The organism is Streptomyces sp. JL2001 (assembly GCF_050917515.1).
Lineage (GTDB): Bacteria > Actinomycetota > Actinomycetes > Streptomycetales > Streptomycetaceae > Streptomyces.
Genome location: NZ_CP169421.1, coordinates 7,533,078 through 7,552,617, shown reverse-complemented (window position 1 = coordinate 7,552,617; position 19,540 = coordinate 7,533,078). Strand labels below are relative to the sequence as shown.

General features: G+C 72.0%; 17 protein-coding genes. 6 read left to right on the top strand and 11 right to left on the bottom strand.

Translation table 11 applies throughout. From position 1 onward, the window contains the following. Positions 1-16: 16 nt before the first annotated feature. Together ACE1OA_RS33830 and ACE1OA_RS33825 are read right to left on the bottom strand one after the other, a co-directional pair. On the bottom strand, positions 17-1,168 hold the full coding sequence (locus ACE1OA_RS33830; RefSeq protein WP_356607918.1) for a PP2C family protein-serine/threonine phosphatase: 1,152 nt from the start codon (positions 1,166-1,168) through the stop codon (positions 17-19). 111 nt (positions 1,169-1,279) lie between these two features. Next, positions 1,280-2,245: an NADP-dependent oxidoreductase gene (locus ACE1OA_RS33825; RefSeq protein WP_384872441.1), complete on the bottom strand. Its 966-nt coding sequence runs from the start codon at positions 2,243-2,245 to the stop codon at positions 1,280-1,282. A 77-nt stretch (positions 2,246-2,322) separates the two neighbouring features. On the opposite strand from ACE1OA_RS33825, the gene ACE1OA_RS33820 reads away from it, so the two are divergent. Further along, a complete protein-coding gene (locus ACE1OA_RS33820) occupies positions 2,323-2,721 on the top strand; it encodes a winged helix-turn-helix transcriptional regulator (protein WP_356607922.1) in 399 nt (132 codons plus the stop codon). 262 nt (positions 2,722-2,983) lie between these two features. Continuing rightward, complete coding sequence (locus ACE1OA_RS33815; protein ID WP_432753912.1) at positions 2,984-3,622, top strand: HAD family hydrolase; 639 nt, start codon at positions 2,984-2,986, stop codon at positions 3,620-3,622. A 96-nt stretch (positions 3,623-3,718) separates the two neighbouring features. On the opposite strand, the gene ACE1OA_RS33810 is transcribed toward ACE1OA_RS33815, so the two are convergent. Next, positions 3,719-4,381 (bottom strand): response regulator transcription factor, encoded by a 663-nt coding sequence (locus tag ACE1OA_RS33810; RefSeq protein WP_356607926.1) that lies wholly within the window; start codon positions 4,379-4,381, stop codon positions 3,719-3,721. Continuing rightward, positions 4,378-5,505: a sensor histidine kinase gene (locus ACE1OA_RS33805; RefSeq protein WP_432753911.1), complete on the bottom strand. Its 1,128-nt coding sequence runs from the start codon at positions 5,503-5,505 to the stop codon at positions 4,378-4,380. Before ACE1OA_RS33805 ends, ACE1OA_RS33810 begins: the two co-directional genes overlap by 4 nt. Positions 5,506-5,734: 229 nt before the next feature. Here ACE1OA_RS33805 and ACE1OA_RS33800 point away from each other — a divergent pair, with 229 nt between their 5' ends. Continuing rightward, positions 5,735-6,106 (top strand): DUF6223 family protein, encoded by a 372-nt coding sequence (locus ACE1OA_RS33800; RefSeq protein ID WP_356776893.1) that lies wholly within the window; start codon positions 5,735-5,737, stop codon positions 6,104-6,106. A 10-nt stretch (positions 6,107-6,116) separates the two neighbouring features. Here ACE1OA_RS33800 and ACE1OA_RS33795 read toward each other — a convergent pair whose 3' ends face one another. After that, on the bottom strand, positions 6,117-6,941 hold the full coding sequence (locus ACE1OA_RS33795) for an SDR family NAD(P)-dependent oxidoreductase (RefSeq protein WP_432753910.1): 825 nt from the start codon (positions 6,939-6,941) through the stop codon (positions 6,117-6,119). Between the two features lie 375 nt (positions 6,942-7,316). Between ACE1OA_RS33795 and ACE1OA_RS33790 the strand changes: the two genes are divergently transcribed. Next, positions 7,317-7,922, top strand: a complete 606-nt coding sequence (locus ACE1OA_RS33790) for a hypothetical protein (protein ID WP_356607934.1) — start codon at positions 7,317-7,319, stop codon at positions 7,920-7,922. 29 nt (positions 7,923-7,951) lie between these two features. Here the strand turns inward: ACE1OA_RS33790 and ACE1OA_RS33785 are convergent, their stop codons facing one another. From ACE1OA_RS33785 to ACE1OA_RS33775, 3 genes are all read right to left on the bottom strand, one after another. Next, the gene (locus ACE1OA_RS33785) at positions 7,952-8,926 is read right to left on the bottom strand and encodes an aminoglycoside phosphotransferase family protein (RefSeq protein ID WP_432753909.1); all 975 of its coding nucleotides are present in this window, start codon (positions 8,924-8,926) and stop codon (positions 7,952-7,954) included. Between the two features lie 202 nt (positions 8,927-9,128). Then, positions 9,129-11,189 carry a hypothetical protein gene (locus ACE1OA_RS33780; RefSeq protein ID WP_432753908.1) on the bottom strand — a complete coding sequence of 687 codons (2,061 nt, stop codon included), beginning with the start codon at positions 11,187-11,189 and terminating at the stop codon, positions 9,129-9,131. A gap of 768 nt (positions 11,190-11,957) precedes the next feature. Then, positions 11,958-14,711: a LuxR C-terminal-related transcriptional regulator gene (locus ACE1OA_RS33775; RefSeq protein WP_432753907.1), complete on the bottom strand. Its 2,754-nt coding sequence runs from the start codon at positions 14,709-14,711 to the stop codon at positions 11,958-11,960. A 268-nt stretch (positions 14,712-14,979) separates the two neighbouring features. Between ACE1OA_RS33775 and ACE1OA_RS33770 the strand changes: the two genes are divergently transcribed. Continuing rightward, the gene (locus ACE1OA_RS33770) at positions 14,980-15,354 is read left to right on the top strand and encodes an ATP-binding protein (protein ID WP_432753906.1); all 375 of its coding nucleotides are present in this window, start codon (positions 14,980-14,982) and stop codon (positions 15,352-15,354) included. Between the two features lie 269 nt (positions 15,355-15,623). Continuing rightward, complete coding sequence (locus tag ACE1OA_RS33765; RefSeq protein WP_384872471.1) at positions 15,624-16,511, top strand: SDR family oxidoreductase; 888 nt, start codon at positions 15,624-15,626, stop codon at positions 16,509-16,511. 48 nt (positions 16,512-16,559) lie between these two features. Here the strand turns inward: ACE1OA_RS33765 and ACE1OA_RS33760 are convergent, their stop codons facing one another. The 3 genes from ACE1OA_RS33760 to ACE1OA_RS33750 all read right to left on the bottom strand — a co-directional run bounded on the left by ACE1OA_RS33760 (position 16,560) and on the right by ACE1OA_RS33750 (position 19,539). Beyond that, the gene (locus ACE1OA_RS33760; RefSeq protein WP_384872474.1) at positions 16,560-17,018 is read right to left on the bottom strand and encodes a MaoC family dehydratase; all 459 of its coding nucleotides are present in this window, start codon (positions 17,016-17,018) and stop codon (positions 16,560-16,562) included. A 65-nt stretch (positions 17,019-17,083) separates the two neighbouring features. Further along, on the bottom strand, positions 17,084-18,628 hold the full coding sequence (locus ACE1OA_RS33755; RefSeq protein ID WP_384872477.1) for an acyl-CoA synthetase: 1,545 nt from the start codon (positions 18,626-18,628) through the stop codon (positions 17,084-17,086). Between the two features lie 11 nt (positions 18,629-18,639). Continuing rightward, positions 18,640-19,539, bottom strand: coding sequence for an amidohydrolase family protein (locus ACE1OA_RS33750; RefSeq protein WP_432753905.1), 900 nt, complete (start codon positions 19,537-19,539; stop codon positions 18,640-18,642). Between the last annotated feature and the right edge of the window lies 1 nt (position 19,540).

The window sequence follows — 19,540 nt, the reverse complement described above, 5'->3', positions numbered from 1 at the left end:
ACCCCGTACCGCCTGCTCATGGCTCCTGTGCAAGGCGTTCGACCGCGAGCAGGGCCGCGTCGTCACCGAGATGGCCGCCCGCGTAGGCCCGCAAGTCGGCCTTGAGACGGTCGAGCAGGGTCGGCGGGTCCTCTCCCACCCAGGCCGTGAGCCGATCCGTCAGGGGGTAGAAGGCTCTCGTCCGGTCTCGGGCTTCGACGACTCCGTCCGTGTAGAGGAGCAGCACATCACCCACGTCGAAGGGGAAGGTCTCCACCGTCACGTCCGGGGCGATGACACCCGACAGTCCCAGTGGAGGGCTCGGGTCGGCTGTCTCCAGAGGGGTGACGCCGCCTGCTCCGAGGAGCAGCGGCGGCGGGTGCCCGCAGTTCACGAGGCGCAGGACGGGCTCGTCGTCGGGGATGTCCAGCACCAGCGCGGTGACGAAGGCCTCGTCGGAATCGTCGGCGTCGTCGGCCTCATCGGCGTCGTCGGTGGCCGCCGCCGTCGAGTCCTCGGTCTCCTCCGTCCACGAGCCGACTCCCGCCTCCAGGTGCTTGATCAGTTCTGGCAGTTCCTGCTCGCGGGCGGTGACGCGGAAGGCGCCCAGGACGAGTGAGGCCTCGCTGATCGCGTCGAGCCCCTTGCCTCTGGCGTCTCCGATGAGGAGTCGGGTCCCGCTCGCCGTCCGGGCCATCGCGTACAGGTCGCCTCCCATCTGCGCCTCTTCCTCGGCCGCCAGGTATACCGAGGCGATGCGCAGGGGACCCGCCCGGTCCGGGATCGGTCGCAGGACGACCTTCTGGGCCGCGTGGGCGATGGAGCGCAGCCGTTTCACCCTGCTCTCGTCGCGCTCTCGCAGGTGGGCGAAGAGGGTGGCGATGACCGAGATCAGGACCAGAGCGATGATCTGGTAGGTGTGGTTGAGATCGGTGATGCTCGTTCGCGCGAGCGCCACGACCGACTGGGCCAGAACCGCGACGGCGCCCACGAAAGCCGTCATGCGCGGCCCCGCGAACGACGCCGTCACGGCAGGCGCGGCGATCAGGAACGGTCCGAGGTGAACGTCGGGAGGGACGAGAACGTCGACCACGGTCACCACCGCGATCAGCACGAAGGGCACGACGAGCAGCAGGCCACCACCGCGCCGGTGGAGGCGCGAGACGAGGGCCCTTCGGCGTGCATCCACGTGAAAGACATACCTCAGCCGCTGGGGCATGCCCGGTCGCCTGGTCCCATCCCTCGCGGAGTACGCACCGGATGGACCACTCGGGCCGACGCGGCAGCTCCGTGCTTCGGCCTACTGTGAAGGCACCCCCTGGGAGGGAACCAGCACCAGTCGGCCGCGTAGCCCGCCGGCGGCCAGCCGATCGTGCGCCTCGGCCGCGCGCCCGAACGGCAGGACGCCGGCGACTCGCAGCGTGAGGTCCATGGCGGCGAGTTCGGCCAGGGCGGCCCCGTCGGCGCTGATCCACTGCTGGTGAACCCGGATGCCCCGCAGCGGGAGCGGGGCCGAACCGCCGACCACCGTGACGTAGGCGCCCCTGGTGCGGACGGCGGCCAGGGCGCGCACACCGAGCCCTGCCGTGTCGAGCGCGCCGTCGACTCCGCCCGGAACCAGGCGCCGGACGTCGGCCGCGAGGTCGCCGACGTCCCGCCCGACGACCCACGCGGCACCGAGGTCGCGTACGCAGGTCTCGTCGCCGGGGCCGGCCTGGGCGATGACGCGCAGACCGCGCCGGTCCGCCAGTTCGACGGCGAAACCGCCGACCGCACCCGCGGCTCCCGTCACCAGGACGGTGTCGCCCTCGGCGAGGCCGAGCAGGTCGAGTGACTGGAGGGCGGTGAGGCCGTTCAACGGCAGCGTCGCCGCCGCGGCGGCGGACACACCGGCCGGAGCGGCCGCGACCGCGGTGGCGTCCAGGACCAGATGTTCGGCGTAGGCGCCCAGCGACACGTCGAGCAGGTCGCGCAACCCGATCACCCGTTGTCCCGGCGTGAACACCCGGACGCCCGCTCCGACTCGGTCGATCACACCCGCCACGTCCCATCCGATGCCCGTGCGCTCACGGACCGCCATCAGTCCGGCTTCGACGAGCGCGCCGGAACGGGTGGCCAGGTCGACGGGCTGGACGGTCGCGGCCTCGACGCGGATCCGCACCTGCCCGGCGCCCGGCTCGGGCACCGGAACCCTCACCGACTCGAGCACCTCGGATCCGCCGTGACCGCGGGCCACCACCGCCCACATCAACTCTTCAGCAGTCATGCTGCGGAACCTACGGACTGTTACTCTCCAACGGGAAGTACGCACTTCGAGGTGCCTCAGGCACCGGGAGGAGAGCCATGCCGACCCGCACCGCCGCCCAGCGCCGGGCCGAGGCGAGCACCGCGTACGACGCCTACCTCGCACGGTGCCCCGCACGACAGCTCCTGGACCGCATCGCCGACAAGTGGGTCAGTCTCGTGGTCAACGCCTTGGCCGACGGGCCTCAGCGGTACTCCCACCTGCAACGCACGCTGGCGAGCGTGAGCCAGAAGATGCTCACGCAGACCCTGCGTCACCTGGAACGGGACGGGCTCGTGTCGCGGACCGTGATCCCGGCCGTCCCCGTCCGCGTCGAGTACGAACTGACCGCGCTCGGCCGTTCGCTGCTCCCGGTCATGTGCGCGATCAAGGGCTGGGCGGAGGACCACATGGACGAGGTGCTCGCCGCCCGCGCGTCCCACGACGCCGCGGGCTGACCGACCGGGAGGCCTCCGGGTTCCGTTTCCGCCCGAGCCGAGGCGACCGCCGGTCGCCGGTCGCAGGTCGCAGGTCGCAGGTCGCAGGTCGCAGGTCGCCGGAGCATGGCAAGGCTTCCCGCCGGCGCTCGCGACAGAGCTGTCACAGAGTTCCAAGATCGCTTGACCCTGCCTCGGGGGAAAGCACGACAGTGTCTCCGTGGATCACTTCGGCGGGGGATGCGCCCTCGCCGGCCGGCAGGACGGAAGAGGGGGACTTCGCGTGACAGCGACCTGCGTCATTCTCGACATCGGCGGCGTACTGGAGATCACGCCGGACACGGGATGGGTGCAACGGTGGGAAGAACGGCTTGAGCTGCCGGCGGGCACCGTGAACGAGCGGATGCGCGAGGTGTGGCATGCCGGAAGCGTCGGGAGCATCAGCGAACGGGACGTGCACGTACAGGTGGCAGCCCGCCTGGGTCTCGACGCCCATCAGGTCGAAGGCTTCATGGCCGACCTCTGGACGGAGTACCTGGGGACGCCGAACGAGGAACTGATCGATTATGTGCGCGGATTGCGGGGTTCGTGCAGGCTGGGCATCCTGAGCAACAGCTTCGTCGGGGCCCGGGAACGGGAGACGGCGCTGTATCGGTTCGACGAACTGGTCGAGCAGATCGTCTACTCCCACGAGATCGGCATCGAAAAGCCTGACCTGCGGGCTTTCGAAGCCGCTTGCCTCAGCTTGGACGTGCGCCCGGAGAACTGCCTCTTCATCGACGACGTCGCAGTCAACATCGAAGCCGCCCGAGCGGCGGGCATGCAGGGCCACCTGTTCGAGGACAACGCCCGGACCATCGACCGGATCGCCGCGCACGTGAACACCGGCCCCCTGGTTCCGGGGCGTGTCCCGCTCGCGTGATGCCGGCCTGCCCGCCACACACCGGTTGCCGCCCGGGCGTCGAGGTGGCCGATCACCCGGCATCGGCGTGTCCGGGCCTGGCCGCTGCGGCACCCGTCAGGAGCGGCCCGGAGTGACCAGGCCGGATTCGTAGGCGAGGACCACGAGTTGGGCGCGGTCGCGGGCGTGGAGTTTGGCCATGGCACGGTTGATGTGGGTCTTGGCGGTCAGCGGGCTGATGACCAGGCGGTCGGCGATCTCGTCGTTGGACAGGCCCTGTGCGACCAGGACGACCGTCTCGCGTTCACGGCCGGTCAGCTCCTCCAGCCCGCTGCCGGCCGGGGTGGGAGGCCGCTGGGCGACGTACCGGTCGATGAGCTTGCGGGTGATCGCGGGCGCGAGCAGGGCATCGCCGCGGGCGGCGACGCGAACGGCGTGCAGGAAGTCCTCCGGCACGATGTCCTTGACGAGGAAACCGGCGGCGCCGGCGCGCAGTGCGTCGAAGACGTACTCGTCCATGCCGTAGTTGGTCAGCATGACGACGTGGACGCGGGCCAGGGCCGGGTCCGCGGCGATGCGGCGGGTCGCTTCGATGCCGTCCATGACGGGCATCTGGATGTCGATGAGCGCGACGTCGGGCAGCTGTTCCCTGACGCGTGCCAAGCCCTCTCGGCCGTCCGCGGCCTCGGCCACCACCTCGATGTCGTCCTCGAGGCCGAGCAGCGCGCGGAAGCCGCTGCGGATGAGCGGCTGGTCGTCGACCAGCAGGACACGGATCACGTCGCTCCGTTCACGGGGAGTTCGGCCTGGACGGTGAAGCCGCCCGCGTGGCGCGGCTCGGTGCGCAGGCGGCCGCCCAGGGCCGCGACGCGTTCGTGCATGCCGAGCAGTCCGAGGCCGGGCGTCTGCGCGGAGTGCGCGGTGGCTGTTCCGTTGTCGTCGACGCGGATGGCGAGGGCGTCCGGCCGGTGGTCGATGAGCACGGAGGCCGTGGTCGCGGCGGCGTGCCGCGTGACGTTGGTGAGCGACTCCTGAACGATGCGGTAGGCGGTGCGGCCCACCGCCGCCGGTACGGCGTGCGGATGTCCACGGATCGTCAGCGTCGTGTCCAGGTCGGCCGTGTGGAACCGTTTCACCAGGTGGGGGATGTGGTCGAGCCCGGGTGGCGGGGTGGTGTCGTCGTCGCGCAGCGCCTCGAGGGTCGCGCGCAGCTCCCGGCTCGCTTCCCGGCCGGCCTCCTGGATCGCCAGCAGTGCCTCCGGCACCTGCTCGCCGCGCCGCCGGGCCACGTGGACGGCGACCTCGGACTGCAGGGTGACGACCGAGATCTGATGGGTGAGGGCATCGTGCAGTTCCCGCGCGATGCGCAGCCGTTCCTCGTCGGCCCGGCGTCGCGCGGTCTCCTCGCGGGTGCGCTCGGCCTCGTCCGCCCGCCGCTCGGCCTGCCGCACCGCCTCCCCGGCGGCGAACGCGGCGATCAGCCAGGCGATCTCGATGGTGCTCCGGACCTGCGCGACGCTCTCCCGCGCGGGCCCGTCGTGGGAGGCCAGGGCGGTGAGCTGGAGGAGGACGAGCAGGGCCAGGGAGGCCGCCAGCGCCACGGTCCGGTGTCCGGCGCGTACCGCGCCGTAGACCGCGACCAGGTAGGAGACCGCGAGCGCCTCGAACCCGGCCGCCTGGTAGCCCACCGCGAGCAGCCCGGTGACGGCCAGGACGACGAGGGGCGCCCGGCGGCGCGCGGCCAGCGCCAGCCCGCCAGCCGCCAGCAGCAGGACGCCGATCAGCTCGCCTCCCCCGGCCGGGGGTGGCCCGGACAGCCCGGTGCCCAGCAGCAGCGCCGCGACGCCCACGGCGATCGCCCAGTCGGTGACGTGGGCCGGGAGGGCGAACCGTCCTTTGTCCATGGGTGCACCGTAGCCGGGCGTGGAGGTGGGCGACTCCGGCTCATGGACGAGCGGTCGACTACTGCGGGTGCGGTATGGGGGCGCCGGCCTGCTGCATCCGCCGTAGGGGGCTGCAGCGGCGGCGGCAGCGGGAAGTGCCTGCGTCCGTCGGACGACCCGCAGGGGATCGGGCGCGCATGCTCAAGGCACATCGAATGCGGAATCAGCGACGGAGAAAGAGGAGAACGGCATGAGTCCTTCAGCAGCGCTGATGGCGGCCGCCGAGGGCGGGATCATCGGCGACGGACGGACCGGGGCCAACCTGGCCCTGGGGGTGGGGCTGCTCGGCCTGGCCATCGGCCGGCTGGCCCTGGGCCGCGCCGGAAACCGGATCAGCAGCCGGAGGGCGCGCACCGGCGGGAGGACGGCCATCGCGGTGGGGCTGGCCGGCACGGTCCTCGGGGTGCTGCATGCGGCGACCGCCGGTGGCGGTCCCGGCACCGGCAACGGACTCGTCGGCGCCATCGTGGCCATCCCGCTGGGGCTGGGCGCCGTCCTTCTCGGCCGCCGGGCGCTCACCCGCCGCCGCGCCGAACCGACGGCCGGTCAGGTGGCCGGCTGACGCCGCCGGCTCACGGCCTGCTGTGATCGAGCAGGCGGTGGGTCAGCTCCATCAGGCGCCCGCGCGCCTCGGCGTCGTACGCCTGGTCATGGGCGCGCGCGTCCGTGAAGCGGTCGAAGTAGCGGCCCGTGGTGGTGGCGAGCGCCGGGTCGAGGAGGAGCCGCACGGTCGGCCGGACCCCCTCGTCGGTGCCGATGACGGGGGTCAGGCCGTACGCGCGGACGCCCTCCGTGTCCATGAGGTGTGCCGGGTGCAGGGTGTTCACCGTGACTCCGGTGCCGTCGAGTTCCGCGGCCAACTCGAAGGTCGCCATGATGAGCGCCAACTTGCTCCTGCAGTAGGCGCGCAGGCCCTCGTAGCCCCGCTCCAGCATGACGTCGTCGAAGTCGACGGCCTCCTGGCCGATCGAGGCGACGTTGATCACGCGGGCGGGGGCCGAGGCGGTGAGCAGGGGAAGCAGTCCCCTGGTGAGGGCGTATGGGGCGAGGTGGTTCACGGCGAAACGGAGTTCGTGGCCGTGACGGTTCAGCTCCCGCCTGAGCGGATCGGAACCGCCGCCGGCCACCGCGTTGTTGATCAGGCCGGAGAGGTGCGGCTCCGTCGCACGGATCTCTTCGGCCATCGCGCGCACCTGGTCCAGGTCGGACAGATCGGCGAGGTAGGTGCGGACGGTGACGTCTTCGCTGGTGGCCCGTGCCTGGGCGGCCACGGACTCCAGCCGGTCACGGTCACGGCCGTGCAGCAGGACGGTGCCGCCGCGCGAGGCCAGGTCGAGCGCGAGAGCGCGGCCCATGCCCTGGGTGGCGCCGGTGATGAGAGTGGTGCGCTGGGTCATGCGATCACCTTGGCAGTGAGCCGGGAGGGGAGGGAGGGTGTGCTGAGCCTGGTGTTGTCACCACCAGGCTCGACGGCTCCGCTTCTGTCGCCGGTCGGCCGCACGGACGAGCGTTCCCCTTCATCGACGGCGCGGGCTCGGTGGCGATCGAGGGGGCGGAACCGGGCTTCTTTCGGGCTCGGGCGTCACCTGGCGCGGCCGATCGTCGTCGGGCTCCGGTGTCCGGGCCACCCACATGCCGTGTCACGCATGTCGTGTCACGGACGTTTGCCCGCGCAGCGAGGTGGAAGAGTTGAGTCCGACGTACAGGTCGGCCGACCTGCGCCCGACCGGGCCGATCCTCCTCGACTCCATGACTCGAACGGGGCCCCGCCGATGCGCCTCTACGCTCAGACGCCCGCACGTCGGAACCGGCAGGTGCTCGTCGACCTGATCGCCGTACTCCTGATCGCCGTGGTGGTGTGGGGCGCCCTCGCGGTCCGCGAAGCGATCATGCGGCTGGCCGAGCCGGGACGGAAGGTCGAAAGCGCGGGCGACGGCCTGGCCGCCGAGCTCGGGAACGCCGGCGACGCGGCAGGGGACGTGCCGCTCGTCGGCGGGCTGCTGAGGAAGCCGCTCGAGTCCGCAGCCGACGCCAGCACGGGGTTCGCCGACGCCGGAGAATCGCTGCAGCAGGCCGTCAGTCAGGTGGCCGACGTGACCACGACGGTTCTGATCGTCGTCCCGGTGGTCTTCGTACTGCTGCTGTGGCTTCCCCCGCGCCTGCTCTGGATCCGGCGCAGTACGACCCTTCGACGCCTCGCCGACGCGCCCGGAGGCGCTGACCTGCTCGCCCTGCGTGCCCTCACCGGCCCGCCCCGCGACCTCGCCGCGCTCCCCGTCCCGCCCGGCGGTTTCGCCGACGCGTGGCGCCGAGGGGACCAGCGCGTCATCGCCACCCTCGGCGAGGTCGCACTCAAACGGGCGGGCCTGCGGCCCTGACCGGAGGATCCGTCACGTGCACGGCTCGTTCACGCCGGGCGAGGAGCGTCGGCGCCACCGGCCGGGCGGTCGTGCCCACCTGGTCGGCGGACGGTTGCGACGAGCCGTCGCAGCGCGGCGTGGGCGGGTGGGCCCCAGGTCGCCTTGCCGCCGGGGCGGCCGCGGAGACCGGCCTCTCCGATGTGGATGCCGCCGAGGGCGCGCAGCACCGCCCAGCCGCGGGCGCGGCGCAGCGTCGCGGTGTCCGCGGTCGGTCGATACGCCTCGTGGAACCGGTCGGCGGCGCCCGTCGGCAGCAGTATCCAGGGGGCGGCGAGGTCGCAGGCCGGATCACCGGCGCAGAGGTCACCGAAGTCGATCACGCCGCAGAACGTACCGTCGGAGGTGAGGATGTTCGCCGGATGCAGGTCGCCGTGGAGCCACAGTGCCGGGCCCGTCCACCGGGGTGCTGCGACGGCGTCCTCCCAGACGGTGCGGACCGCCTCGGGGTCGGGGATCAGGCCCAGCTCCGTGGCCGACGCAAGCCCCTCGGCGAACCCCTCGGCATGGTCCGCCAGCGGCCCCCCGCGGCCACGGCCGGCGGGCGCCCCGTCGAGGGCGGGACGGTGAAGAGCCGTCAGAAAGTCGGCCAGGCTGTTGGCCGCGTCCTCGGCTCGTGTGGCGGGGGCGCGGTCGGCGGGTTCGCCCGGCACCCAGGTGGTGACGATCCACGGCCGCGGGAACCTCTCGGACGGCTCCCCGAGGCGCTGCGGGACCGGGACCTGCAGCGGGAGGCGCGGGGCGAGGGCGGGCAGCCAGGCGTGCTCCTTGCGCAGCAACGCGTCCGCGGACTCCGTCGCCCAGGGCAACCGGACAGCGAGGTCGTCGCCGAGCCGCCACAGCTGGTTGTCCCAGCCACGCGCGCCGAGCCTCACCGGGCGGTCGGCCAGGTCGGGATGCTGCTCGCGCAACAGGTCCCGGACCAGCTCCGCGGTGATCTCGATCTCGGTACGGGTACGGTTCATGCGAAGCAACCGTACCCGGGCAGGGCTCCGCCTCGATCAGGCGACCGGCAACACCGAGTGGGCGGGCCTCGGGATCCTCACGGCATCGGGCCGGGTCGATCTGACGGCGAGTGACGTCCGGTACGGCGACACCGCCGAACCGGGTGGGAGAGGGAGCGCGTGCGCACTCCCTCTCCGGGGTGCGGCGACAGACTCACCGTCCTCAGTCGCTGCCCGCGTGCGTGGCTGCGGTCGAGGACGCCAGGACCCGGTCGGTCCGGGCCACCGCCTCGTGGGGCACACACGGCGTTTCCATCCGCGAGACGAGATCCGTCAAGGAAGCGATCGCGCGCAGGAAGTCCCGGTGCAGATAGCCGTCGCCGTCCGCGGTGACGGCGGCTCCCGTCTCCTGGAGCTGCTGGGCGATCTCCTCGATCGTGGCGGACAAAGGTGAGCCGGGCGGTACGTCCACCACCTTCCCGCCGATGACGATGAGCCCGCCGTCGATGCCTTCCGCTCCGAAGAGCCTTGTCTCGGGTCCGGCCAGGAACCGAAGATCCGGCCGCTGCGTCACGCTGAGTCGCGCCGTCCGCGCGGCGGCGTCGATGTCCAGGACCTTGACCCGAACCAGAGGGCTCGCCCCCGTCGGGTCGTCGGGGTCGCCGCGGAGGAACTCGTCGCCCTCCCGAAGGTCCTGCCGGCCGCCGTTCTCGGTCGCGGTGAGGAGGTACGACCGGTTGTAGGTGAGTTCGTGCACCAGGACGCACGGCTCGGGAATGGCCGCGTCCCAGCGTTCCTTGACACGGAACTCGAAGAAGTACGGCCCGACCCGCGCGCAGAGCTGCCCGGGCAGGTCGTGTCGGTGGAGCGGTCGCAGGTCGACGAGCGCGTCGGTCTCCGTTCCTCCCGCTTGCCAGACCCGCGTCATGTCGAGCCAGCCCTTGCCCCACATGGCGGCGGCGTTCAGGCCGGGGCCGATTCGCCAGATCGGTCGCCCGGAGCTGTCCAGCTCCGTGTAGACCGGGTGGGGCGCCATATAGGGGGTGCGATTGCTCATGAGGTCCCAGTGGTCCCCGTACTCGTAGCCGCCGCCCCACGAGTGGTCGAGACCGTGTACATGTCCCATCTCGTGTCCGACGAGGCTCGGGGCCAGTGAGGTCATCCCTTCCGAGTCCCTGCCGTCACCGGAGACGGCGCCTTCGGGCATGCCGAAGAGGTCCGTGGGGGGATGGGTGACGACGAAGATCCGGTTCGCGTAGGGCGACAGGTTCTCGCCTGCGTTGAGCGTGGCCTGCCGCGCCCAGGTGATCAGGTCCCTGCGACCTTGTGGGTTGCCTCCCGACCCGACGTAGTCGGATTCCTTCTGTGCGAGCCGGTGCCAGCCGAACACGCGTGAGGTGCTGAGATCGAGATTCCCGTGGGACATGTCCTGGTAGAAATCGACCAGGTTGAATTTCCCGGCGCCGGCACTCGTGCACATCTCTTCGAAGCGCTGACGGGTGAAGGGGGTCGGGGTCGTGGCGTCGCTGAACTGGACCAGCAGGAAGGCCCACGGGTAGGCCGGCTTTCCCGGCACGCGGAGGAAGGCGATCTCCTGCCAGTCCTTGGCGAACGATCCGTCGGGGATGACGGTGACGTCCTGGAGGACGTTGTTGCTGTTGATGGTGCCGATCAGACCGCGGCCCTTCGACGCGCTGTAGTACAGAATCCGGTCACCACTCAACGCGGTGATCTGCGTCCAGTCCTTCGCGAACGACCCATCCGGAATGACAGTCACATCCCGCAGGACGTTGTCGCTGTCGATGGTGCCGATCAGACCGCGGCCCTTCGACGCGCTGTAGTACAGAATCCGGTCACCACTCAACGCGGTGATCTGCGTCCAGTCCTTCGCGAACGACCCATCCGGAATGACAGTCACATCCCGCAGGACGTTATTGCTGTCGATGGTGCCGATCAGACCGCGGCCCTTCGACGCGCTGTAGTACAGAATCCGGTCACCACTCAACGCGGTGATCTGCGTCCAGTCCTTCGCGAACGACCCATCCGGAATGACAGTCACATCCCGCAGGACGTTATTGCTGTCGATGGTGCCGATCAGACCGCGGCCCTTCGACGCGCTGTAGTACAGAATCCGGTCACCACTCAACGCGGTGATCTGCGTCCAGTCCTTCGCGAACGACCCATCCGGAATGACGGTCACGTCCTTCAGAACATTGTTGCCGTCGACCGTACCGATGACCCCACGACCCTTGGACGCGCTGTAGTACAGAATTCGATCCGACATCACGTAGCCCTTCCGCACCGCGTCCGCGCCTGCCGGTCACCAGAGGCGACGTGCTGGTGGAGCCCTTCGGATGGCATCTTCGCCCGGCGGCGTTCCGGCATGGCGGCATCGCTCGCGAGAACGGCGGATTGCCATGGAAGTCAGGGGCGGCGCTGTGCAACCACTCGTTTGACCTGCCCCCTCGGAGAGCCTCCGCATGCCGGCCGGGGCGGGCACCGGGCTCTCCTTCAATTATCGGCGTGGCCTCGATATACGCGAGCCGGGATCTCGCGGCGGCGAGGTCAGGCCGCCTCAACCCGCTGACACACTCCGGTAGTTGCCGCTGCCCGCTCCGGGTCGTCCGGCACCGCGGCGCGGGCCCCGGCGGTGAAGGGGTGAGCACCACTGATGACCGAGAAGAAGGCGAGAGCGGCCGGACGTCGACGTGCGTTGCCGGCCGTGGTGGGCCTGAGGGACCCGTCCGGCCGAGGATGCCGTTCCGATGCGAGGGTTTTCGGCCACGGCGCCCGGGCCTGGTAGCGCTCCGGGGAGGCGGCAGGAGGTCAGCGGGTGGCCTGAGCCGGGGCTGGGTGGCGGCTGGCCGATTCCCCCGGGCAACGGCCAGGCGCGCGCCCGTGGGGGATGGGCGCGCGCCCGCTGTGTTGCCGAAATACCGGGGCGAGCCCCGTTGCAGCGCCGCATGGGGGTGGAATGCGGCGCTGCCCGGACCGATCGTGGCGTGAAATCTGCTATCGAAGCATCCGGAGGCGGGGGTTTACGGATACCTATTCAACTCGACGCCGCTTCCAGGGCGTCTGCGAGCTGCTGGCGGGAGTGCACGCCGGTCTTCTGCAGGGCACGGGCGACGTGCTGCTCGACGGTGCGCGGAGAGAGGTGCAGCGTGGTGGCGATCTCGCGGTTGGACATGCCGGCGGCCGCCAGTTCCGCGACTTCCGCCTCGCGGGGCGAGAGAAGGTCCCCGTATCGGGGGCGACCGGGCGGTCGGCGTTCCGCGGCGGGCTGGTGATGACGCAGGTCGGCGCGGATGCGGGCGGCGTCCCAGGTGGCGCCGAGCGTGTCGAAGACGGTGGCGCAGCGGGTGAGCTCGGTGACGACGGTGCCGCTGTCGTCCTCGAGGCTGAGGCGGCAGCGGGCGGCGGCAGCCGCGGTGAGGGCTTGGTGGTAGGGCCGGGGCAGCCCCCGGTAGGCGGCGGCGCTGGTCTCGTAGAAGTCCACGGCCTCGGCCGTCTTCCCCGTCCGCTCGGCCAGGATGCCCCTGGTCCATGCGAGGGCGGCCTCCGCGGACGGCGCGTCCCGGCCTTCCAGCCCGGCGGCGAACTCGTCGGCCATCGCGGCGGCGGTGGCTTCCTCCCCCGCTCGCAGGGTCGCCTCCACCGCCCAGGGTGCGAGTTCCGCGGCCCAGGACCAGATCCCCTTGTTCCGCAGCCGCTTCCAGGCGACGGTGGCCTCGGTGGCCGCGCCGGCGAGGTCGTCGTGGGCGAGGGCCAGTCTGATCAGGGCACCGGACACGGTGGCCGAGACCGGCACGGGGCCGGTGTCGAGGTCCGCGGCTTCCGGACCGGTCAGGTGGGTGACCGTGTCGGCCCACTCTCCTCGGGAGAGGGCCAGCAGTCCGAGGACCATACGGGCATCGGAGGCGAGGTAGGGCATGTCGCCGGCTTCGTCGGCGAAGGCCCTGGCCCGGTCGGCGAGGCCGGCCCACGCTCCGGTCGCCCAGTCGAGGACGAGGGTGCAGCCGCGGCCGGTCCGTTCGGCGTAGGCCGCACCGCTACGAGCGGCCAGAGCGACGCCTTCGGCCAGCAGCGTCCGCGCCTTCTCGTAGTGGCCGAGCCAGACCGCCGCGTCCGCGGCGTTGCACAGCCCCCGGGCGGTCTGCTGGCGGCAGCCGACGAGCCTGCTGTCACGAGGCAGACGCTCGACGAGTTCCCATGCGGCCGGATCGCCGGTGTTGAGCAGGACGCTCACCCGGTTCGCCGCGACCGCGGTCTGCACCACCGGGTCTCCCGACTCCTCCGCGACCGCCACGGCGCGCTCGATCCAGACGACGTGCTCGGTGAGGGAGGGGCCGGGTCCGTAGGGCATCGCCAGGGCGGACATCGCCCGGGCCTGCGGCACGGGTCTGCCTTCCAGCTCGCCCACCGCGCGGGTGAGCTCGGCCCGCCCCTCGGTGACCTGCCCCATCTGGTTGCACTGGAGGAGTCCGAGGTCCAGGCGGATCTCGCCCCGCACTCCGGCGGGGAGCCCGGAGTCGGCCACGATGTGCCGGAGGACCTGCAGTGTCTCGTCCGAGCGCAGGCCCACCACGGCACAGCGGGCGAGCAGCGTGGCGAGCCGGGACCGGGCCTGCCCCGGGACGGGGCCGGTGGCCAGCGACGACTCCAGCAGACTCACCGCCCGCTGCTGCTGTCCGGCTTCCTCGAACCTCTCGGCGGCCCGCTCGACGGCGTGCAGCCACCCCCGCTCGTCGCCGCAGGCGAGGCGATGGGCGGCCACACGTTCCCATTCGACGGGCTGGCGCGCTGCGAGCAGGCGTCCGCTCCGCCGGTGCAGCACCTCGCGGTCCGGTCCCGTCGCCGCGGCACGGACAGCGGCGGCGGCGAGCGGCGAGGTGAAGCCGTACCGGCCGTCGCCGCGTTCCTCCAGGACGGCGGCCCGGAGGGCCGCGGCCAGGGCGTCGTGGGCCGCCCGACCCGTGAGACCGGCGACGGCGGCGAGGTCCCGGGACGTCGCGGGCTCGTCGAGAACGGCTGCGGCGCTCACGATCGGCCGGTGCTCCTCCGGCACGGCGGCGGTGCGACGCAGCACCAGCGCCTCCAGGCGTGGCGGCGTGCCCAGGCGGTCGAGGACGACGGGAAGCGGTTCCCCCGTGGCGCTCGGCGACCACGCGGCCAGTTCGTCGAGCAGGTCGGTGAGTGTCTGGGCGACACCGCCGGAGACGCGGTGCAGGCGGTCGACCAGGTCGGCCGTGCAGCGGTCGGCTCCGAGCACGGCCTCGGCCGTCGTGCGCACGGCGGTCACGTCGAGCGGCGCGAGGACGTGACGCACGACGGTGAGCGTGGCGGGAAACTCGGTGCCGGGACCCAGGACGAGCCCGGGCGCGGCAAGCTCCTCGGGGCGGTAGCTCAGGACGCAGGCAAGGTGAGGGGGCGGGTCGGCGAGCAGCCGGCTCAGGCTCGCGACGTCGGCGGCGCGGGCGCGGTGGACGTCCTCGGCGATGAGCAGGACGGGCCCGGTGCGGGGCGGCGGCCCGTCCGGGGTCGTACGAGTCGGCCCGGTGCGGGGCGGCAGCCCGTCCGGGGTCGTACGGGGCGTGAGGGCCGTGTGGGTCGTCCGGTGCACGGTCGTCGGCAGGTCGTCCGTCAGCCGGTGCACGAGGCGGCTCTTGCCGGTCCCGGCGGCGCCCTCGACGAGCAGGAGCAGGGGCCGTGCGGGTGCGTCCGGCGCCAGAGCCGCTTCGAGGCGTCTGCGCAGCGTGACCTCGGCGTCGCCCGCTGTTCCGGGGAGGTCCGGGTTGGCTGTCACGAGTCCTCACGCGCCTCAACGTTGATTGCGTATACGTACTCAGTCTGCCCTGATTGCCGCACGCTCCGGTCGGCGGGCACCGTGGAGTCTGTCAGGCCTCGCCGTCCGCCGGACGCCGGGCCCGCCGCCGACGGAGTCGGCTGCCAGGCAGGAGTCCCGCGTGAGAGACGTGACGTGTTCGAGCCGCGGTGGGGCGCGCCCGGGGCAGGAGCCGCTGGGAACGGAGCCCTTCGAGCGGGTGACGTCCGGTTCCGGATGCGTCCTGGCCGTGGCCGTACTCCCTGCGTGTCCGCGAGCCGTGCCCTGCCTGCGGCGGCTGACGACGGTCGTGGCGCGTGCCCGCCGCCTGTCCTCGGCGGCGGAGGAGGCACTGGGTGTGATCGTCAGTGAACTGGCGACCAATGCCGTCCTGCACAGCGGCAGCCCCGATCTCGTGGTGGCGCTGGAGGCCGACGACCACTCGGTGACCGTCGGGGTGCGCGACCACGGGCGGTGGCGGGAGCGCACCGCTCCGCGCTGTGAGGCGGTCGACATGCATGTGGAATTCGGCCGGGGGCTGGACCTGGTCGACGCCTACGCCGTGGACAGGTCCGTGCTGTCCGACGCCCGGGGCACGCTGGTGCGGGCCGTGATCGCCCTGTGACGCGGGCACGCGTGGGTACGGGAGACGGGAACCTCCGTCTGCCCGGAGACCGAGTGCTTCGGCCACCTCCACGAAGTGCCGAAGCCGACGGAGCACCGCTTCGCGACGGCCGACCGGACCCTGGGCGCGCGCCGGCACCGACGCCGGCCGGTGGCCCGCGGATCCGGCTCGCTGCCGCGGCACCCGCCGGTCCACCCCGAGGTGTCGCGAGCGGCGTGGTCCGGGGGTCCGTGGTGGACTGAAGGCTTCGGCTGCCGAAGGGAGACGCCATGGACGAGCGGGTACTGCGCGGCCGGGTCGCCGTCGTGACGGGCGCGGCGCGGGGCGTGGGGGCCGCGCTGGCGCGGGAGCTGGCCGGGGAGGGAATGCGTGTGGCCCTGCTGGGCAGGGAGTGCAAAACCTTGCACGCGGTGGCCCGCACGCTGCCCGTCGAGGCGCACTGCTACGCGGTGGACGTGACCGACAAGGCGGGCATGGCACGGGTGGCCGAGCAGGTGACGGACGACATGGGCCCGGCCTCCGTCGTCGTCGCGAACGCGGGTATCGCCGCGACGGGTCCGTTCGCCACCGCCGATCCGGACCTGTGGGAACGCGTCGTGAACGTCAACCTGCTCGGCAGCGCCACCACGGCGCGGGTCTTCCTGCCCCAGCTCGCCCGGACCCATGGGTACTTCCTCCAGATCGCCAGCACCGCGGCCTTCGGAGCGGCGCCGATGATGAGCGCGTACTGCGCCTCGAAGGCGGGCGCGGAGTCGTTCGCGCAGTCGCTCCGCGCCGAGGTCGCGCCGCGGAGGATCGGCGTCGGCATCGCGTACCTGCATTGGACCGGTACGGCGATGACCCAGGACATCGACGAGAATCCGGTGCTGGTGGCGCTCCGCGCCTCCCAGCCCCGCTTCGCCGGACGGGTGCACGACGCGGCGCAGGTCGCCCGCTGGCTGCGCCTGGGGGTCGAGCGGCGCGCGACCAGCGTCTACTGCCCTCCCTGGCTCCGGCTCATGGAACCCCTGCGCCCCCTCTTCCCGTTCGTCGTCGCCCGCGTGGCCCGCCGTGCCCTGGCGCACGTCGACACGCGCGCCGTCGAACAGTCGGCGGGTGTCCTGGGCGCAGGGGGCGCCGCCGACTGGCACGGTGGACGCGTACCGCCCACGCCCTGAGCGGCGGCGCGCTGCGGCCCCGGTCCGACGTCGGCCGGTCGAGTACGGTCAGGCGTAGTGGCGGTAGACCGCCTCGGCGACGCAGGCCGGCTTCTCGCTGCCCTCGACCTCGACGGTGAAGGTCAGCGGCATCTGCACGCCGTTGCCCTTGACGTCCGCCACGGTGCCGACGGCACCGTGCAGGCGGAGCTTCGCGCCGACCGGCACGGGACTGGGGAAACGGACCTTGTCCAGGCCGTAGTTGACGCTCATGCTGGTGCCGGTGATGGTGAGCAGCTCGCCGAAGAGCGGGATGATGAGGGAGAGCGTCAGGTAGCCGTGGGCGATGGGGGCGCCGAAGGGCCCGTCCTTGGCCTTCTCCGGGTCCGTGTGGATCCACTGGTGGTCGTCGGTGGCGTCGGCGAAGGTGTTCACCCGGTCCTGGGTGATCTCGAGCCATTCGGAGCGGCCGAGGTCGGCTCCGCTGAGGGCCTTGAGTTCGTCGAGGCCGTTGGCGAGGGTCGGCATGGAGGTCCTTTCGATGGCAAGGGCGACGGTGGGCCGGGCCTGTGAGAGCGCTGCCCTGATGTCCGTCACGGGTGGGGGCGGTGGGCGGGACCGGGCGCGTGGGTGTCGCGCACGGCGGGCTTGACGATCTTTCCGGAGCCGGTGCGGGGCAGTCCGTCCGTGAGGACGACGGACTTGGGGATCTTGTACTTGGCGAGGCGTCCTCGCAGATGGCCGAGGATGTCCTCCTCGGAAGCGCGGGTGCCGGGCCTGAGGACGACGACGGCGCGGCCGACCTCGCCCCAGACCCGGTCGGGAATGCCGATGACCGCGCATTCGGCGACGGCGGGGTGGCCGAGGAGCGCGTCCTCGACCTCGGCCGGATAGACGTTCTCGCCGCCGGAGACGAACATGTCCTTGACCCGGTCGACGATGTAGGCGTAGCCGTCGGCGTCGGTCCGCGCGATGTCGCCGGTGCGCAGCCAGCCTCCGTCCGTGAAGGCGGCCGCGGTGTCCTCGGGCCGTCCCCAGTAGCCCGTCATGACGTGGGGGCCCTGGACGAGGACCTCGCCGCGTTCGCCGGGTGCGGTGTCGCTGCCGTCGGGCAGGACGAGCCGGGTGTCGGTGAAGAAGTGGGGGACTCCGGCGGAGCCGGCCTTGGCCGCGGCCTGCTCCCGGTCGAGGAAGAGGACGCCGGGTGACGCCTCGGTCATGCCGTAGCCCTGGCTGAAGGCGAGGCCGCGGTCGAGGTACGCGGTGATGGTGCGGGCGGGGACCGGTGCTCCGCCGCAGTTGAGCGTGCGCAGGCTGGAGAGGTCGGCGCTCGCCCAGCGGGGCCGGGCGGCCATCGCGTCGTACATCGTGGGGACGCCGAACATGTAGGTGACTCGCCGGTGCTCGATGGTGTCGAGGACCCGGTCGGCGTCGAACGCGGCGAGCAGGACCACCCGGCCGCCCTTGAGGAGGGTGGGCAGGCAGGTCATGTTGAGGCCGGCGGTGTGGAAGAGGGGGGCGACGACCAGGGTGACCTCGTCGGCGGTGAGGTCGGTGTCGACGAGGACGTTGACACTGTTCCAGGTGATGTTGCCGTGCGAGAGGACGGCCCCCTTGGGGCGCCCCGTGGTCCCGGAGGTGTACATGATGATGCAGGGGTCGTCCGGTGCCACCGCCTCGTCCAGCGGGCCGGTTCCGGCGCCGGCGAGGAGTTCCTCGTAGCCGAGCGCGCCGTCGTCGGGGGCGGCGAGCGTGATCCGGTGGGGTACCCCCGCCTCGGCTGCCGCACCGCGGGCCGCCTCGGCCTGCTCAGGCGCGTGGACGAGCACGGTGCTGCCCGAGTCGGCGAGGTTGTGGGCCAGTTCCGGTGCGGCGAGGCGGGTGTTGAGCGGGACGAAGACCGCGCCGAGCACTCCGGCGGCGAACAATGTCTCCAGGAAGGCCGGGTGGTTGGGGCCCAGGTAGGCGATCCGGTCCCCGCTCGTCACGCCCAGAGCCCGCAGGCCGTGGGCCAGGCGGAGGACCCGCCCGTGGAGTTCGCGGTAGGTGAGGGTGCGTTCCTCGTGGACGACAGCGATCCGGTCGGGGGTCCTGCGGGCCCGGCGGGCCGGCCAGGAGCCGATGCCTTGGTTCAACACGAGCGGCTCCTTCAGTCGGTGGACAGGCCGAGCAGGCGGGCGGCGTTCTCCTTGAGGATCTTCGGCCGGACCTCGGGCTTGATGTCGAGCTTCTCGAAGTCGGCGAGCCACCGGTCGGGGGTGATGACCGGGTAGTCGGAGCCGAAGAGGACCTTGTCCTTGAGCAGCGTGTTCGCGTAGCGCACGAGCTGCGGCGGGAAGTACTTCGGCGACCAGCCGGACAGGTCGATGTACACGTGCGGCTTGTGGGTGGCCACCGCCAGCGCCTCGTCCTGCCAGGGGAAGGAGGGGTGGGCGAGGATGATCCGCAGTTCGGGGAAGTCGACGGCGACGTCGTCGACCAGCATCGGGTTCGAGTACTTCAGCCGGATGCCGCCGCCGCCCGGGACGCCGGCGCCGATGCCGGTCTGGCCCGTGTGGAACAGGGCGGGTACGCCGAGTTCCTCGATGGCCTCGTACAGCGGGTGGGCGAGCGGGTCGTTCGGGGAGAAGGCCTGGATGCTGGGGTGGAACTTGAAGCCGCGCACCCCGTACTCCCCCACCAGGCGCCGTGCCTCGCGCACCCCCGCGCGGCCCTTGTGCGGGTCGACGCTGGCGAACGGGATCAGGACGTCGGCGTGGGCGGCGCAGCTCTCGGCGATCTCCTCGTTGGAGATCCGCGGGTGACCGGTGGCGTGTTCGGCGTCGACGGTGAAGACGACCGCCGCCATGCGGCGCTCCCGGTAGTGGTCGGCCATCTCGTCGACGGTCGGCTGCCGGTGGCCGTGGGCCTTGAAGTACGTCTCGGAGGCGCCGAACAGCTCCGGGCTCAGGGCCCCGTGGCCGTCCTTGGAGACCTCGGCGTGGGTGTGCATGTCGATGGCGGTCAGCGCGTCGAGGTCGAGCGCGGGCCCGTGGGGGCGGTCGGTCATC

Bases quoted from the DNA above. Each gene is read 5' to 3' on its own strand.
- ACE1OA_RS33760 (WP_384872474.1), bottom strand. From the start codon at position 17,018: ATGCCGACCCTCGCCAACGGCCTCGACGAACTCAAGGCCCTCAGCGGA.
- ACE1OA_RS33805 (WP_432753911.1), bottom strand. From the start codon at position 5,505: ATGGACAAAGGACGGTTCGCCCTCCCGGCCCACGTCACCGACTGGGCG.
- ACE1OA_RS33780 (WP_432753908.1), bottom strand. From the start codon at position 11,189: ATGTCGGATCGAATTCTGTACTACAGCGCGTCCAAGGGTCGTGGGGTC.
- ACE1OA_RS33790 (WP_356607934.1), top strand. From the start codon at position 7,317: ATGCGCCTCTACGCTCAGACGCCCGCACGTCGGAACCGGCAGGTGCTC.
- ACE1OA_RS33785 (WP_432753909.1), bottom strand. From the start codon at position 8,926: ATGAACCGTACCCGTACCGAGATCGAGATCACCGCGGAGCTGGTCCGG.
- ACE1OA_RS33765 (WP_384872471.1), top strand. From the start codon at position 15,624: ATGGACGAGCGGGTACTGCGCGGCCGGGTCGCCGTCGTGACGGGCGCG.
- ACE1OA_RS33750 (WP_432753905.1), bottom strand. From the start codon at position 19,539: ATGACCGACCGCCCCCACGGGCCCGCGCTCGACCTCGACGCGCTGACC.
- ACE1OA_RS33825 (WP_384872441.1), bottom strand. From the start codon at position 2,245: ATGACTGCTGAAGAGTTGATGTGGGCGGTGGTGGCCCGCGGTCACGGC.
- ACE1OA_RS33820 (WP_356607922.1), top strand. From the start codon at position 2,323: ATGCCGACCCGCACCGCCGCCCAGCGCCGGGCCGAGGCGAGCACCGCG.
- ACE1OA_RS33795 (WP_432753910.1), bottom strand. From the start codon at position 6,941: ATGACCCAGCGCACCACTCTCATCACCGGCGCCACCCAGGGCATGGGC.
- ACE1OA_RS33800 (WP_356776893.1), top strand. From the start codon at position 5,735: ATGAGTCCTTCAGCAGCGCTGATGGCGGCCGCCGAGGGCGGGATCATC.